A 16225-nucleotide genomic window follows, 5' to 3' on the forward strand; every position below is an offset into this window, starting at 1 on the left:
TAAACTGACACCAGAAGTCACAAAAAAAGGAAGCATATACTGCTTCCTTTTTTATTTGAAATTTTACTGAACCTTATTTCTTCGGCGTAGCATCCAGCATTTTGTTCATACGTTCAGCATCGGCATTACGGCCTAGTTTTGCGTACATCTGCGATAAGGTTTGCATGGTAGAACGGTCGGTTGGCTGCAGTTTTAGCGCCGTTTCAAAATGCGGTACTGCCTGCAAGATCAGGCCTTTTGCCTGGTCTTCGAGTTTCTTACCTTGTTTCTGGTATGTAGCGAAATCCATTTTATTGGTTCTCACATAAATATCAGCGGCTTTGTTGTTGTAGTAAGCGCCTAAGTTATACTGGGCTTCGTAGTTGTTAGCATCGATCTCGATTGCTTTTTTGTAAGCAGCTACAGCAGCGTCGGCGTTCTTATTTTTCTCCTGCAGGTTACCGATAATGGCGTAGTAGTTCGACTTAAGTTTCGGATCGGTTTCTGCGTTTGCCGCATTCTCTAACTTGGCAATTGCTTCCTTGCCTTTGCCGGTATCCAGGTATAAACGGGCTTCTTCACGAAGCAGGTCTTTATCGCTTGGATATTTAGTTAAGGCTTCCTGCACCAATTTCAAAGCGCCTTCCGGATTTTTCTCTTTAACATCGGTAATGTAGATCATCCGGATGTAGTGCTCCAGCGGCTGGTGGTTCAGCTCGATAAGCTTACGGTGAAGTTCTTTTTCTTTGGCAAGATCTTCTTTTACGCCGGCAGTATTTACCGCATACACATAAGCCGTTGTGTCCTGAGGCTTAATAGAAGCAGCCTGCATGAAAGAGGCTAAAGCCTTATCGTATTCCTTGGCGTTGTGTTCGTTCACGCCCTGGTTTACGATCACGAAATACAGGTTTTTCTGCTTTTCGGCGGCAGTTTTGGCAAATTCCCCTTTCGGATCCATGCTCAGGTATTTCGCGTACGCATCGTAGGCAATCTTCGGAGCATCTGCCGGAGCGTTTTTCTTATAAACCGGGTTGTCGATCAGGGCTGAATAGATTTCGCCGCGGTAGAACCAGGTTTTAGACATGGCAGCCGATTTCTCGTGCTTGCTGGCGTTATCAATTTCAGTTTTGGCTTTATCCAGTTTACCGTTCCGGAAATCGAGGATCGCACTGGTCAGCTCAGCTTTCTGCGCGAACGTAACGTGCATGGCAAGTCCGGCAACGACGGTTAAAACAACTTTTTTCATTTTAGTTTGAATGGTTGATTGTTAGTTTGCAGTTTTTAAGTTAAAAATCGTACCAATTTTAATTTTCGCTGATCGCGTCCGGGTTCAGCAGGTCCGGGTCATTCAGTTCCGGATTCAGCGACTGGTCTGCCGGCAATTCCGATTGCTCGATCACAGCTTCTTCCACGTCTTCGGCCTTATCTTCCACGTCTATCTTTGCTACCGAAGTAATTTCGTCGCCTTCATTCAGCTTCAGGAGCCTTACTCCTTGCGTTGCCCGCCCAATTACACGCAGGTCAGCAACCCGCAGGCGGATCGTAATGCCCGATTTGTTAATGATCATCAGGTCGTCGGAATCTTCCACGCCGTGAATGGCTACCAGCGAACCGGTTTTCTCGGTAATATTCAGCGTTTTCACGCCTTTACCGCCGCGGTTGGTAATGCGGTATTCATCGATCGGAGAGCGTTTGCCGAAGCCTTTTTCCGAAACTACCAGCAGGTTCATCTGATCGTTGGTGATGCAAACCATGCCTACCACTCTGTCATCTTCGCCGGCAAGGGTTACGCCGCGTACACCAGCCGCATTACGTCCCATGGAGCGCACCTTGTCTTCGTTGAACCGAACGGCCCGGCCGCTCCGCAGCGCAAGCACAATATCGTTGGTGCCGTTGGTCATCTGCACGTCCAGCAGGCGGTCGCCTTCGTTAATGGAAATAGCATTTATACCATTGGTCCGCGGACGGGAATACGATTCTAAAGGAGTCTTTTTAATGACACCCTGTTCGGTACAGAAGATCAGGTAGTTATTCAGGATATAATCCGGGTTCTTCAGGTTTTGCACGTTCAGTACCGCGCGGATCTTATCTTCCTTCGGAATGTTGATCAGGTTCTGAATCGCGCGCCCTTTGGAGGTCTTTGCTCCTTCCGGCACTTCATACACTTTCAGCCAGAACAGGCGGCCCAGTTCGGTGAAGAGCAACAGGTAATTGTGCGTGCTGGCAATAAATAAGTGCTCGGTAAAGTCGGTTTCTTTAGACGTAGAAACGCCTCTGGAACCAACCCCGCCCCGGCTCTGGCTCCGGTATTCCACCAATGCAGTACGCTTAATATAGCCTTCGTGCGAAATGGTAATTACCATGTGCTCATCCGGGATCATGTCTTCCATGCTGAAATCGGCAGAAGACATTTCGATGTTCGTGCGGCGCTCATCGCCATAACGATCCTGGATCTCGCGAAGCTCGTCTTTAATGATCTGCATGCGCAGTTCCTCGCTGCCTAAGATCTCGGTCAAGCGGGTGATCAGGGCCATGATCTCATCGTATTCTTTCTGGATCTTATCGCGCTCCAGGCCGGTAAGGCGCTGCAGACGCATATCCAGAATGGCGCGGGCCTGAATATCGGATAAGTTGAAGCGTTCGATCAAACCGTTGCGGGCAATTTCCGGATCGCGGGAGTTCCGGATCAGAGTAATTACTTCGTCCAGGTTATCGAGCGCGATCAGCAAACCTTCCAGGATGTGGGCGCGTTTCTGGGCTTCGGCCAGTTCAAACTCCGTGCGGCGGATCACCACTTCGTGGCGGTGCTCTACAAAGTAGTGGATCTGTTCTTTCAGGTTCAGCGTCATCGGCCGGCCTTTTACCAGCGCCACGTTGTTCACCCCGAAAGAAGACTGGAGTTGCGTGTATTTGTAAAGGTTATTCAACACCACGTTCGGCATGGCATCGCGTTTCAGATCGTACACAATGCGCATACCATCGCGGTCCGATTCGTCGCGTAAGTCGGAAATACCTTCAATTTTCTTTTCGTTGATCAAAGCCGCCGTTTTCTCGATCATGGCAGCTTTGTTTACCATGTAAGGAATTTCGGTAACGATGATCTGTTCTTTGCCGCTTGGCGTGGTTTCGAAGCTGGCTTTGGCGCGAAGGATTACGCGGCCACGACCGGTTTCAAACGCCGAGCGAACGCCTTCGTAACCGTAAATGGTAGCGCCGGTCGGGAAATCCGGAGCGGTAATGTGCTGCATCAGTTCCGAAATTTCAATGTCGCGGTTATCGATGTAAGCCACAATGCCATTCACCACTTCGCGCAGGTTGTGCGGCGCCATGTTGGTAGCCATACCCACCGCAATGCCGGAAGTACCGTTAATGAGCAGGTTGGGCAGTTTAGCCGGCATTACGCTTGGCTCTTCCAGCGAGTCATCGAAGTTCGGCTGAAAATCTACCGTATTCTTTTCCAGGTCGGCCAGCAGTTCGTCAGCGATACGCTTTAAGCGGGCTTCGGTATAACGCATTGCTGCCGCCGAGTCGCCGTCTATGGAGCCAAAGTTACCCTGACCGTCAACGAGTGGGTAGCGCAAAGACCAGTCCTGGGCCATGCGTACCATGGTTTCGTACACGGAAGAGTCGCCGTGGGGGTGGTACTTTCCGAGCACCTCCCCTACGATACGGGCAGATTTTTTGTATGCTTTGTTGTAAGATACACCCAGTTCGCTCATACCGTAAAGTACGCGGCGGTGTACCGGTTTCAGTCCGTCACGGACATCAGGAAGGGCGCGGGAAATAATCACGGACATCGAGTAGTCGATGTAGGCGCCCCGCATCTCGTCCTCTATATTAATGGGTATTATTCGTTCGCCTTCGGCCATAAAAAAACTAATAGCTTGGTAAGTAAATTCTATTTTTGAACAGGTGGCAAGTTAGGTAAAAATACGCGTTAAGCCTATTTTTCACCCTTTTTTTACTTGCGCATCTGGCTGTTATCGTTGTGCGGTTCTACCCCGTCTTTTGTTGGTTTTGGTAGCTTCTCCCCGATCCGCGGGTTCTGTTTTTTGTACCATTTCGAGCCCCGAAATTCGCCTTTGCCATGTCGGTGCACCATGCGCACTTCGCAACTCGGGATCGGGCACATAGGCGTACAACTTTGGAAAAGAAAACCGGAAAACAGGATGAGAAGCGTACTTAAAAGTACCGGACGGGAAGAAAAAAGCTGTGGCATGCGGTATTTTTTGGTATTCGCGAAAATACATAATAATAACGAATTACCACCGGTTTTCGTGCCTTTTTGGTGGGTAAGTAGTACCGTTTTTGAAATGTGAAAATTGTTTACTGCTTTTAAAATAGCTTCAACGCTTAACTTATAACTTTCAGCTTTTAACTGACTTTTCCCTCAAGCCGGGTGGCTTCGTTTCTACGTTCGCGCCTTCTATTCAAACTGGCCTTGCGGCCTGCCTCCGGCACCGTATGAATAGGAGGCCGCGCACGTAGAAACTGGAATCAGTTTCCCTCCGATTAAGCTTTTCTTTTAAATTAGTTTTTGATCGGCTAACGTGGTTTTCAGGGGCGCTGCGCTGGCGATATGCGTGAAATTGATAATGTGACAGGGCACCCACAAGAGGTGCCCCTACCGATAAACCATTGCTCCTTAATTCTGTAAATTCTGTAAATTCTGTAAATTCTATAATTCTGAAAATTCTGATTCAGACAATTGTCCTGAAAATCTTTGAATCCTGTAAATCCTGATTCAAACAACCTCAGTCAGCTAAAGCAGACGGAAATGAAAGGCGTATGCATTACCTGATAGCTTTAACCAACACTTCTGGAAATGAGTCTTAGCTTAAAACTGAAAATAAATGAAAGGCTGAATAGCGGCAGTTTTTACCTGGTACAGTCCAATGATGATGAGCACGATGACGGCAGCTTTGGCCAGGTCAGGTAAATAGCCGAACCACTCACCTAACAGGTTTTTGCGCGGCACCGGGATGAAATGGATCAGGTAAGCGATGAGCATTAAAGCGAACACTTCCTTGTAGGCTTCCAACATTCTCGGGATGAGTTGCGGCTCAAAATGGTAGGCAATCTGGCTTAAAACCTGGTTTACAATTTCGAGGTTATCGGCCCGGAAAAAGATCCAGCAGAAAGCCACAAAATGGAAGGTAATAAGCTGCCCCCAGAACCGGCTCAGGAAGGTTTTGCCTTTGCCATCGGTGCCAGTTACCTGCATCCAGCCTTTATGAAAAGCCAGCACCACGCCGTGCAACGCCCCCCAGATCAGGAATTTGATATGCGCGCCATGCCATAATCCGCCGAGCAGCATGGTAATGAACAGGTTTACGTATTGCCGTACTTTTCCTTTCCGGTTTCCGCCCAGGGAAATGTATAGGTAATCTTTAAGCCAGGTTGAAAGCGAAATGTGCCAGCGCCGCCAGAATTCGGTAATGTTCTGACTCACGTAAGGCGAGTTAAAGTTGATGCTCAACCGGAAACCCAGCAGCAAAGCCACGCCGATGGCGATGTCGGTATAGCCCGAAAAATCGCAATAGATCTGGATGGTGTAACCGTACACGCTCATCAGGTTTTCGAAACCCGTATAACTGAGCGGTGATTCAAAAACCCGGTCCACGAAATTGCTCGAAATGTAGTCGGAGATCAGGATCTTTTTTATAAGGCCGCCCAGGATGAGGAAAATGGCCCGGTTGAATTCTTCGCGTTTGAGATCGTAAGGCTGGTAGATCTGGGGCACAAATTCGGAAGCCCGAACGATTGGTCCAGCCACAAGTTGCGGAAAAAAGCTCACAAAAAAGGCAAAATCCAGGAAGCTTTTTACCGGTTTAATGATGCCGCGGTAAATATCAACGGAATAGCTGATGCTCTGAAACGTATAGAACGAAATACCTACCGGCAGGATGATGTTGGCAATGTCGAGGTTTGAGCCGGTCAGGGAATTGGTCCAGAGGGCCATGTAATCTACTGGCTGGAAACTTGTACCGAAAAACGAATTAATGAAGCCGGAAAGGAAATAGGAATACTTGAAGTAGGAAAGCAGCCCCAGGTTCATGAACAAGCTCAGAAAAATATAGAACTTCTTCTTTGCTTTGGAATCGGCCCGGAAGATCTGCCAGCCCATTACATAATCGATTACCGTGGTTAGCAGCAGAAGCACAAAAAAGTACCCGCTCGATTTATAATAGAAAAACAAGCTGAAAGCAAACAGGAACAGGTTTCGAACAGTTAGTTTTCTATACGTAAACTGAAAAACGACCAGCACCAGGCCAAAGAAAAACCAGAACAGCGCCGTGGTAAAGATCATCGGGTGCTCAGGCTGGTACTTCAGCAGTTCTTTTAAATGTTGTAATATATCAGGCAGCATATTTATTTAGTGAATAATGAATAGCGATTAATGATTAGTAAATTCTATTCAGGCAAAAATCATCTTTAATTCCTTAGTTTGTGCTTACTATGTTCGCTCCTCAATTATCAATCAATAATTTAGCTGAGTCGTTAAAATTTCTTTCATTCTGATCATTATCGAAGAACCTTGTCGGCTACCGGAAGAAAGCCAGTAATGAGAGGATTGCAATTCACCGACGAGTTATTTCGCTATCGCTCAACATGACGCAATATTCTATGGAGTAGCTTTATTAATCATTAATCACTATTCATTAATCACTATTCATTAATCACTATTCATTAATCATTAGAAAGATAGTCCCGCATCAATGCATCGAACAGCAGTTCGCCTTGTAGTTTGTATCCTTTGCCGGTTAAATGCACCCGATCTTTGGTTGCCAGACCGCTGTATTGCCATTTTACTACCGAGCGCAAGCCGCCCATAACCCGGTAAAAATCCCAGACGGCACACCCGGTTTCTTCTGCCAGTTCATGAATTTTAAGCACGGCTTTGCCGGTACTGTAGTTCGGGTATTTGCGGTTCAGGTAGCAATCGCCGGGAGTAGTAAGCAAAATGGAAGTATTGGGAGCCGCCCGCCGGATGCGCTGCAAAAGCGTACCGTAAATCTGTTTGAAATAGACCGGATCGAAGTTCCTGCCGTAGGAATCATTTGTACCCAGCGAAATAATAATCAGGTCCGGATTTAATGCTTTCAGATTTTCCTCCAATGCCGGATTTCGCAGAAAGGAAATTACTTCGGCCCCGTTCACGCCTAATGACGCATACTGCACACCTGGCCGATTATTTTCCAGGCTGATGCCCTGCAGGGTAAAATGGTATTGTTTCGGGTTTGTTTTCTGAAACTTTACCGTAAGCTGGGTCACTTCGTAGGCGAAAGCAAATTCTGCAAAACCAAGCGGATCGATCTTTATGGGCCTATAAACCGAATCGGCTGCTTCCACCAGCACTTCAAACTGGCTTTCGTCCTTAACCGGGTAAAAAACGCGCAGGTGGCTTACCGGGTATTTATTGAAACTGGTAAGGGTTTGCAACGAAAAAGTCGCGCTGCTGTCGATGGTTTCCGCCGTAATGCCGGCCAAACCCCATTCGCAGTTCTGGTTCCGCTGCACGTTACGGCAGCCGGTCCATTGCCCCGTGGAAGTAACTTTATAGTTATATGGATTATTGGTGCGGGCCAGCGGATAGGGAAAAACAAAGCCTCTGCCTCCGTTCCCAAACACCGCCGAATCCTGCATCAAGGTCCGGACCCGACCGGAAAAAAGATCAGCCTGGATGTGCGAATCGCCGATGTGCACCACGTTTACTTTCTTACGCGTCCCGTTTTTCAGGGAATCCAGTGCCTGGTAAAAGCCGGTTAAAGCCTTGGAATCCGGGGTGGTGATCTTGTTCTGGCTGAGTTTCAGAAAAGTATAGGAATGGTTGAATTTTGGCCGTTTCGGGTCTTCGGTTACCCGCGCAGAATCGCCGGGCAAAGCCACTGCCAACCCGGTTACCAGGAAGCGCAATAAAACCGACACGCCGATGACCTTACCGATTACTGAACTTCTCATATTCATACATCAGCGATTTAAACAGCATTTCCGAAACCAGTTGCGCACCTTTCGGGGTAAAGTGGGTAAAATCTTTGTTAGCCAAAGGCGGTTTGGCAAACACCCAGCTTGGCATCGAGTCTTTTCCGCCCATGGCCGCATACAGGTCCCAGAAAGCGCAGCCTGCTTTAAAAGCCGCTTTGCGTTGCGCATCCCGAATCATTTCTACGTTCGGATACGTGGTGTACACTTCTCCTTCCTTGCGGCTCATATCCGAAACGCCTACTACCAGAATACTGGCCTCCGGCGCTACTTCCCGGAGCAATTTGAGCTGGGCATAGAACTGTTTTTCGTAAAAGGAATAGTCGTTAATAACGTGCGGCACTACGTTTACCCCGTACTGCAGAATAATGAATTTCACGTTCAGCGCCTGAAATTGGCTTTGCAGCAAGGCCTTGTTCATCCGCACGAATTCGGTTCCCGAGCTCCCCCGGAAAGGCATGTTGTCGATTACTACGCCGGCATTAGCATCCAGGGCAGCGCCGTAAATTTCCGGGCTTTTGGTGCCTTCAAAGACCAGTTTCAGTTTTTTGAAATTTCCCGGGATCGGTTGCTGAAAAACAGTGGGCTCGGTGGTAACCGGCAACTGAATCGTAACGGTAGTATCGGGACTCTGCAGTTTCAGGGCTACTGGCGCTTCGGGGTTTTTATAAAGTAGTTTAATGTTCTCGAAACGGCTGTCGCGCGGGTAAGCGCCCGGGGCTTTGGCAAATTCGACCCACACGTGGGGCCGTTTTTTGGTAATGAATTTCGGCTGCCGGGCCAGGCTATCAGCAGCAGTTGAATCACCTGCTACCTGATGCGCATAAGTAAAGGAGAAATTGAAATAACTTCCCATAATGCCGTAGTTATGAGGCGCCTTTTTCCGGTAGTCCGGACCATAAGCCCGTATCCGTTTCCAGGCCTCGTCACTTTTTATCTGCAACGAAGTACGGTTTCCCAGGGCATCCTGCAAAGGAACCAGGCCAACCCCACTTCCCCCGAACCGGTTCTGAAATTTGTTCCGGAGCGAAGCCGTGATCCGGTCGCCTTCGATCTGGGAATCGCCATAATGCACGGCCCGCACCAGCTCTTTCGATTCGGGAATGCCCTGCAGGTGCCGGAAAAAAGTATATAAAAGGGTATCGTTGCCTTCCGGGTATTGAATTTTAAAGCGGCTTTCCAGGGTATCGGTTAAGGCAGCTCTTTCAGTTCCGTTCCGTTTATGGCCGGCGGAAGTTTTTTCTACCGCCGGGGTAAATTTCTTTTCCAGGCCGGAAATATCGGCGTATTGCTTGCCGGTTGTTTCAAACAGACTTTGAACGGTAAAGAACTGCAGCGATTTCCCGTTGGGCAGGTCAATGCTTGGCGGCAAAAAATATAAAACGACCGTTAGCAGCAGCCCCACGTACAACAGCAACAACAACGACCGGAAAGGCTTGATCATAAAAAAATACTTCCAGGGAAATGGGCTGCAAATATACAACAAACCCGCCGGAAGCGGCCCGTTTTAGCTATATTTTCTTTTACAATAGCATTCTGCCACAGAAAACCCCAAGCATAAAAAAACATGTTCCGGTTGAATACTATAAAAAAGCACTTTGTAAAGATGGCCTTCTGTTCGGGAGTTCAGTAAATAGAGAAAAGAATTCATGTAACCAAACGTAAATCCGTATGCCAACCATCCACCTGAATAACCTGAACAATATTTTCGAACTTCACGGAAATACTGGCCGAAGAAGCCTGGAACTGGAAAAAGTAGTTTTAATGACCGGTGCTGTTCCGGGCCTGCAGTTACAGGTGCTGGATGAAAAGAACCTCTCCATGTACACCCATGATCTGCAACCGGATACCAGTTCTTCCGAAATCTACATTAACCGGAAGTTTGTCTTTTACGATCACCTCACCGTTCAGATCGTGAGCACGACACCCGGCACCGTTTTCGAAGCAGAAGTTTATTACCAATAAAGAACAGGATCAGGCAGGAACTTTGTAGAACGGTATTAATTCCGGGTGAAAAACATAACGTGCTTTTTTCTGGTGCTTTATAAAATTTTATTTTTCGGATAAAAGTAGGCTGAAGCGTGGTTGTTGGTAAAAACGCTATAGCCGTCAGGCTAGCTAATTTATTGGGTCATCCTGAGCACAAGTGAGTGCGGGAGCGCGAAACTTGCGAGCGTAGCTCTCGAAGGAACTATCGCATACCGAACCCGAACGAAAGGCATTTTTTGCTACTCTCAAATGCCATAGAAGTAACCAATAGTTTCCTCAAGAGCTACGCTCGCAAGTATCGCGCTCCCGCACTCACTTGTGCTCGGAATGACCAGCTTTTCTTCTTAGCCTGACGGCTATGGTAAAAACACGCAACAACGGCAAACTGAAGAACCCAACAATTTAATCTTTATGGTTTAGCAGTGATTCCTTTTGGAAGTAAGGCTTGCTCTGATTTGAAACAGGTTAAGAAAGGTTAATACCTGAAATTGGCTTTTTGTAATTGAAGGTGCCGGTTTCTTAAAACGGTAACCTGGTATCCGAAAAAGTCCCCTATTCTCTTAGCCCAATCCTCTTAAGCCTGTTTCCGGGAAATTGTTTTTTCATTCAGCTTAAATTCTTATGCCACTACCATTTATTTAAGCCCTTGTGGAAACGAATTAGGATGCTTCCAGTAATAATAAATACAATCTTCTTAATTCCGCCGCCCCGGAAAACGAACTATGAAACAGGCTGGTTTAATTTTTATTACCGCACTTTTAACCGCCATGCTGGCAATTGCCGGTTACCGGTACGTAGATAAGCGGCAGTACAGATTTTTTACATCCGGCGACGGCAGCCCTGCCGGTAGCGGAAAAACCAACCAGCCTTCTGCCTCCGTCGCTTTCGACTTTACCAAAGCTGCTTCACTGTCCACCCCTGCCGTGGTTCATATCAAAACCATGTACGAGCCCACCGGTTCCGGCGCGCAAAACCCGTATGAGTTTTTCTATGGAATCCCGCAAGGACAGATACCGGCAACCGGCTCCGGTTCCGGGGTTTTGGTTTCGGCCGACGGGTATATTGTAACAAACAACCACGTGGTGGAAGGCGCCAACCAGGTAGAAGTAATTTTACCCGACAAGCGCTATTTCAAAGCAAAACTCATTGGCCGCGATTCGAATACAGATCTTGCCCTCTTAAAAATAAACGAAAAGAAACTGCCTTTTATCTCCCTGGGGAACTCCGATCAGGTGCAGGTAGGCGAATGGGTACTGGCCGTGGGTTATCCGCTTTCGCTCAATTCTACCGTTACAGCCGGCATCGTTAGCGCCAAAGGCCGGAGCATCGGCTTGCTGGACCGGCCCAGCCAGGACATTTTCGGGGACGAGGAAGAACTCGAATCTACAGGTACGGCCATCGAATCCTTTATTCAGACCGATGCTGCAATTAACCCCGGAAACAGCGGCGGCGCCCTGGTAAATGCAGACGGCCGCCTGATCGGGATAAACTCGGCCATGGCTTCGCAATCGGGCACGTACGTAGGTTACGGTTTTGCCATTCCGGTAAACTTGGTGAGGAAAATTGTTTCGGACTTTAAAAAATACGGTGAAGTGAAGCGCGGGTACTTAGGAGTGAGTTTCCCGGCGCCGGTGGTGGAAGAACAGTTGTTGCGGGAAAAAGGCATTAACCCCGGAAACGTGAAAGGCGTTTACATTACCGATGTGCAACCGGGCAGCGCGGCCGCTTCTGCCGGGTTGAAATCCGGCGATATCATACAAAGCATTAACGGCATAACGATCGGTTCTTCGGCAGAGTTTTCGGAAAGAATTGCCCGCCAGCGCCCCGGCGATAAATTAAAACTGGGTTATCTGCGCAACAAAAAACCGGCAACCGTTACCGTAACGCTCAAGGGAGAATCGGAAGCAGATAAAAAACGGGAAATGCTGGCCGGCATCCACGCCAAGCTGGGCGCTACATTTGCCCCTATTCCGGACGAAATAAAACAGCAATTCCGCCTAAAGGCCGGCCTTCTCATTACCAAAGTGGATGCAGGCGGCTTCTGTGACCTGGCCGGCATTCCGGAAGGAACCGTGATCACGTCGGTAAATGGCCGGCCGATCAGTACCATTGCACAACTCGATGCCGCCTTAAGCGCTTCCAGAAGTGGCGTGGTTCGTCTGGAAGGCATTATTCCGAACGGCACCAGTTTTGTATTCACGTTCCCGCTGGGCGCATAAAAATGGCGTTCTTCTCCCATAAAAGGCATTTCCTTCTTTTAGCGGCAGCTCCAAAGTTCAGGCGACTCCAACGATTGTTGCGGAAACAAAATGCACAAAAAAAAGAGGGGTATAACGCCCTCTTTTTCAATATCTTTTTCAAGTTTGTTTCCTTTATCAGATTAGTAGTAGCTGTTAATTTCAAACACATTAGTCCGAAACCGGATTTTTCGAAGCAGTTCAGTTATTGCACCATGGCTACGCCGGTTTTAGCAGTTGGCGTTTGGGGAGTAGCAGGTTTAGGCTGAGTTGATTTCTTAGCAACCATCGTCGGTTTGTTGCGTCTGCCCTTCGATTCCTGCTTTTTGTTGTAGGCTACATAGCGTTTATACACCGACGCGGAAGAGACCTGATTATTATCGAACCGGAAATTGAATTTGGAGAATGGTTTGTACTTGCGTCCTTCGGCCGTTCTCATGCTGGAAGAACAAGAAGAAATGCTTAACAGGAAAGCTACTGCAGAGAATAATAGTGCGATTGACCTTAACATAATTTTTAAAATTAAAGGGTGAATAATTGGTTTGTTTTAAGGTTGCCCCTTCCTGTTAATGCAGAAAGAAGGATTTAGTAGAATTTCACCATGTGCTTTGGGTTTGTTTTATATGTCCGCTGAATGCAAGAAGAATGCCTGTTGCAGGTTGTTTCTTATTTTCAGGAAATAAATTTTAAAAAAAGGAACTAAAATGCCGGATCTAAATTTCCACTCTTACGGGTGAATAAAAAACCTATTACAAATCAAACATCAGATCTTCAAACACATACAAGCCATGAGCATTTAGTTTTTCGCATTAAAATGCTATCATTTTAAAACAAAAAAAGGGGAAGCATTTTTTATGCTTCCCCTTTCCAGCTTGAGTAAATATTTAGCTCATGCGGTTTCCATTTAATAGTACAATCAATGGTTTTAGTAGTTGGCTGGGTAATTTCCTTTCTGGCAATCAGTTCATGGAGCGTGATTTCCATGTTCTAATACTGCACCTTTTCCGGCTTTCCCGAATTGTTGTTCATGCCGCCAGTTAAGACTACCTAAAGATGAGAGCTTTACCTTACCGCAGCCCTCTCTTAAAAACGGAAAAAGATTTTTTTTCGTCTGAATCAGAATTTTCAGGATTTTAGAATTTTCAGAATTAAAGAAGCGAAGTTCGGTAGAGCCAATTTTCAAGATTCCTTTTCTATTATGTACGGACAGGGCTTGACCTGTCCCCACGCATATCGCCTGCGCAGCGCCCCTGAAAACCACCTTAGCAGATCAAAACGAAAGCAGATTAAAGCCTTACCCGGAGGAATACTAATTTGAAAACGCTATCCTTCCGGCAGAAAAACTCCTGAAAAAGATACTTCGCTGTGGCGCAAGAAAAACAATAAATAAGCTTAGCCGGCCTGGGATATTAAAAACACGAACACAAGCAAGCTGGAAAATAGTTATTTAGTATACCAAAACAGATTTTAAGCAGGAAGATTTTCTCCTTTAATCATCTTTTAAAATCTCCGTTTGTTTCCGGGACTTTGCTATTTCTCAGCACTTTTCCCTAACGCTTTCTTCACTGCCGGCGCTACTACGGTTCCCAGCAATTCGATAGCGTGCATTACTTGGGCATGCGGCAGTGTACCCACGCTGATGTGCATCAGGAAACGGGTATTGCCAAACAGTTCGTGCTCGTACAGGATCTTATCGATAACCTCTTGCGGACTGCCCACCAACAGCGAACCGTCCGGTTCCCGCATCATGTCGTACACTTCCCGGTCCATGCCTGACCAGCCCCGCTCCCGCCCGATCTTGCTCATCAGGTAGGAATATGGCCCGTAAAATTCATCGGCGGCTTTTTTAGAATCGTCGGCAATGTAGCCGTGCGAATTAATGGCCAGTTGTAGTTTTGCCGGATCGTGGCCGGCCTCTTTCCAGGCTTGTTTGTAGAGGTTTGCAAAAGGCACAAACCGCGACGGGTTCCCGCCGATTATGGCCAGTGCCATAGGCAAGCCGTAATTAGCTGCCCGCACAACCGAGGCCGGCGTACCACCCACGGCCACCCAAATGGGCAGCTCCGGCTGGTAAGGCCTTGGATAAACGCCCCGGTTATCGATAGCCGGCCGGTGTTTTCCCGACCAGGAGATCTTTTCGCTTTTGTTTAATTTTATAAGCAGGTCCAGTTTTTCGGCAAAGAGGGTATCGTAGTCTTTCATGTCATTGCCGAATAAGGGGAAGGATTCGATAAACGAGCCGCGCCCAGCCATTATCTCCGCCCGCCCTTTGGAGAGCAGATCCACGTGCGCAAAATCCTGGAATACCCGTACCGGATCGTCGGAACTCAGCACAGTAACGGCGCTCGAAAGCCTAATTCTTTTGGTTTTAACTGCCGCCGCGGCCAGGACAACGGCCGGCGAAGAAACAATAAAATCAGGCCGGTGGTGCTCGCCAATAGAAAAGACATCCAGACCTACCTGATCAGCAAGTTCTATTTCTTCCATCAGGTTGCTCATCCGTTCGTAAGGGCTGAGCAGTTTCCCGGTGGCCGGGTCAGGTGTATTTTCGACGAAAGTAGTGATTCCAATTTCCATGGCTGAATTTTGTTTGAATTTAATTGCTGCTAAACAAAAACGTAGCAGGCTGTTTACGTAAAGTAGTTTTATTGCGGGTGAAATATCTAAATTTCAGCTGAAATGAAATAACCATTTGCAGGTTCTTTTCTTAACGCGACCTTAAATAACCGCTCATCTGGTTTAATTAAATCAGAAAACATTGATTTCGTTAGTGGAACAAGTAATAGCCCGGACAGTTTTACTTTTAACATTTTTCAACCTGTTTTAAAGCCCTAAAAGAAAACCTATGCTTGAGATCGTTATTGAGGCACGTAATGCCGCTATTGGCCCGGGAATGAATGTTAAGCGCATCCTGCCCTTCCGCCTGAGAAGAATGGTTGGCCCTTTTATTTTCATGGACCACGCCGGACCGGTAACCATTCTGCCCCAAAAGGTGCACGCCATGGATGTTTTACCGCATCCGCACATCGGCCTTTCCACGGTAAGTTATTTGTTCGACGGGCAGGTAACCCACCGCGACAGCCTGGGGGTGGAACAGGTGATAAAACCAGGGGAAGTAAACTGGATGACGGCCGGCAGTGGCATTGCCCATTCCGAACGTTTTGAAGAACCGGCAGCCCTGGCCGGCGGTAAGCTGGAAATGATCCAGACCTGGGTAGCCTTACCAGAAAAGGACGAAGAAGCAAACCCAGCCTTCCATAATTATCAGCCCGAACAACTTCCCGTATTTACCGATACCGGTGTCTGGATGCGGTTGATTGCCGGGGATGCATTCGGGCTACGCAACGAAGTAAAAACCAATTCATCGCTCTTCTACCTGCACGTAGAACTGGAAGCTGGCGCGCGCTTCAGTCTGCCGAAAGAACATGCAGAACGGGGAATTTACGTAGCGAAAGGAAAAATTGAATTAGCTCACCAAACTTACGGTCCCGGACAAATGCTCGTATTCCGGAAAGGCGCAGAACCGGTGCTGCTGGCAAAAGAACCTACCACGCTCATGATGCTGGGCGGCGAACCTTTGGGAGAACGGTTTATCTGGTGGAATTTTGTTTCATCCCGCAAAGAACGCATCGAGCAGGCAAAGGAAGATTGGAAACAAGGCCGCATTCTATTGCCTCCAACCGATAACCACGAATTTATTCCGCTTCCCGAAGACAAATCGAAGCCGGCAGGAAGCCCGCAACCCGAAGCGCTTTCGTAAGGGGAATGAGAACCGGATTCTGTACGAATAACCCGCAATCTCCAACAACCATGATCGAACTTCAATAATCAAAAAAAATATTCTCCTGATTTTCAATACAAAGTATAATTACGGAAAATATTTTCAGCATAAGACCAGCTTACTGTTTGCATAATTAAAATTAACCTTATACATTTGCATCACTTTAACGGAGAACGCTAAACGAAGCGAAAGAAATTAAAGAAATGGTCCGGTAGTTCAGTTGGTTAGAATGCCGCCCTGTCACGGCGGAGGTCGC

12 protein-coding genes are annotated in these 16225 nt (G+C 47.5%); 3 read left to right on the plus strand and 9 right to left on the minus strand.

All coding sequences use genetic code 11. From position 1 onward, the window contains the following. Window positions 1-73 precede the first annotated feature (73 nt). The 6 genes from F0P94_RS03565 to F0P94_RS03590 all read right to left on the minus strand — a co-directional run bounded on the left by F0P94_RS03565 (window position 74) and on the right by F0P94_RS03590 (window position 9406). Complete coding sequence (locus F0P94_RS03565; protein ID WP_150902334.1) at window positions 74-1225, minus strand: tetratricopeptide repeat protein; 1152 nt, start codon at window positions 1223-1225, stop codon at window positions 74-76. Between the two features lie 58 nt (window positions 1226-1283). Further along, window positions 1284-3848, minus strand: coding sequence for a DNA gyrase subunit A (gene gyrA, locus F0P94_RS03570; protein ID WP_150902336.1), 2565 nt, complete (start codon window positions 3846-3848; stop codon window positions 1284-1286). A 92-nt stretch (window positions 3849-3940) separates the two neighbouring features. Next, a complete protein-coding gene (locus F0P94_RS03575; RefSeq protein ID WP_150902338.1) occupies window positions 3941-4198 on the minus strand; it encodes a hypothetical protein in 258 nt (85 codons plus the stop codon). Between the two features lie 618 nt (window positions 4199-4816). Beyond that, entirely contained in the window at window positions 4817-6349 is a 1533-nt protein-coding gene (locus F0P94_RS03580) for an MBOAT family O-acyltransferase (protein WP_150902340.1), read from the minus strand. 320 nt (window positions 6350-6669) lie between these two features. Beyond that, a complete protein-coding gene (locus F0P94_RS03585; RefSeq protein WP_191906901.1) occupies window positions 6670-7941 on the minus strand; it encodes a GDSL-type esterase/lipase family protein in 1272 nt (423 codons plus the stop codon). Then, on the minus strand, window positions 7919-9406 hold the full coding sequence (locus F0P94_RS03590) for a GDSL-type esterase/lipase family protein (protein ID WP_150902344.1): 1488 nt from the start codon (window positions 9404-9406) through the stop codon (window positions 7919-7921). The genes F0P94_RS03585 and F0P94_RS03590 overlap by 23 nt, the downstream gene beginning before the upstream one ends. A 227-nt stretch (window positions 9407-9633) precedes the next feature. Between F0P94_RS03590 and F0P94_RS03595 the strand changes: the two genes are divergently transcribed. Then, window positions 9634-9927: a hypothetical protein gene (locus F0P94_RS03595; RefSeq protein WP_150902346.1), complete on the plus strand. Its 294-nt coding sequence runs from the start codon at window positions 9634-9636 to the stop codon at window positions 9925-9927. Window positions 9928-10673: 746 nt separating this feature from the next. Further along, the gene (locus F0P94_RS03600) at window positions 10674-12170 is read left to right on the plus strand and encodes a trypsin-like peptidase domain-containing protein (RefSeq protein ID WP_150902348.1); all 1497 of its coding nucleotides are present in this window, start codon (window positions 10674-10676) and stop codon (window positions 12168-12170) included. A gap of 223 nt (window positions 12171-12393) precedes the next feature. Here F0P94_RS03600 and F0P94_RS03605 read toward each other — a convergent pair whose 3' ends face one another. The 3 genes from F0P94_RS03605 to F0P94_RS03610 all read right to left on the minus strand — a co-directional run bounded on the left by F0P94_RS03605 (window position 12394) and on the right by F0P94_RS03610 (window position 14765). Continuing rightward, a complete protein-coding gene (locus F0P94_RS03605; RefSeq protein WP_150902350.1) occupies window positions 12394-12627 on the minus strand; it encodes a hypothetical protein in 234 nt (77 codons plus the stop codon). Window positions 12628-13152: 525 nt separating this feature from the next. Further along, window positions 13153-13371, minus strand: a complete 219-nt coding sequence (locus F0P94_RS19565) for a hypothetical protein (RefSeq protein ID WP_191906902.1) — start codon at window positions 13369-13371, stop codon at window positions 13153-13155. A gap of 347 nt (window positions 13372-13718) precedes the next feature. Next, window positions 13719-14765 carry an LLM class flavin-dependent oxidoreductase gene (locus F0P94_RS03610; RefSeq protein ID WP_150902352.1) on the minus strand — a complete coding sequence of 349 codons (1047 nt, stop codon included), beginning with the start codon at window positions 14763-14765 and terminating at the stop codon, window positions 13719-13721. A gap of 268 nt (window positions 14766-15033) precedes the next feature. Here F0P94_RS03610 and F0P94_RS03615 point away from each other — a divergent pair, with 268 nt between their 5' ends. Beyond that, window positions 15034-15948, plus strand: a complete 915-nt coding sequence (locus tag F0P94_RS03615; RefSeq protein ID WP_150902353.1) for a pirin family protein — start codon at window positions 15034-15036, stop codon at window positions 15946-15948. The last annotated feature ends 277 nt before the right edge of the window (window positions 15949-16225 follow it).

The organism is Adhaeribacter soli, assembly GCF_008727925.1.
In the GTDB taxonomy this organism is placed as follows: Bacteria; Bacteroidota; Bacteroidia; order Cytophagales; family Hymenobacteraceae; genus Adhaeribacter_A; species Adhaeribacter_A soli.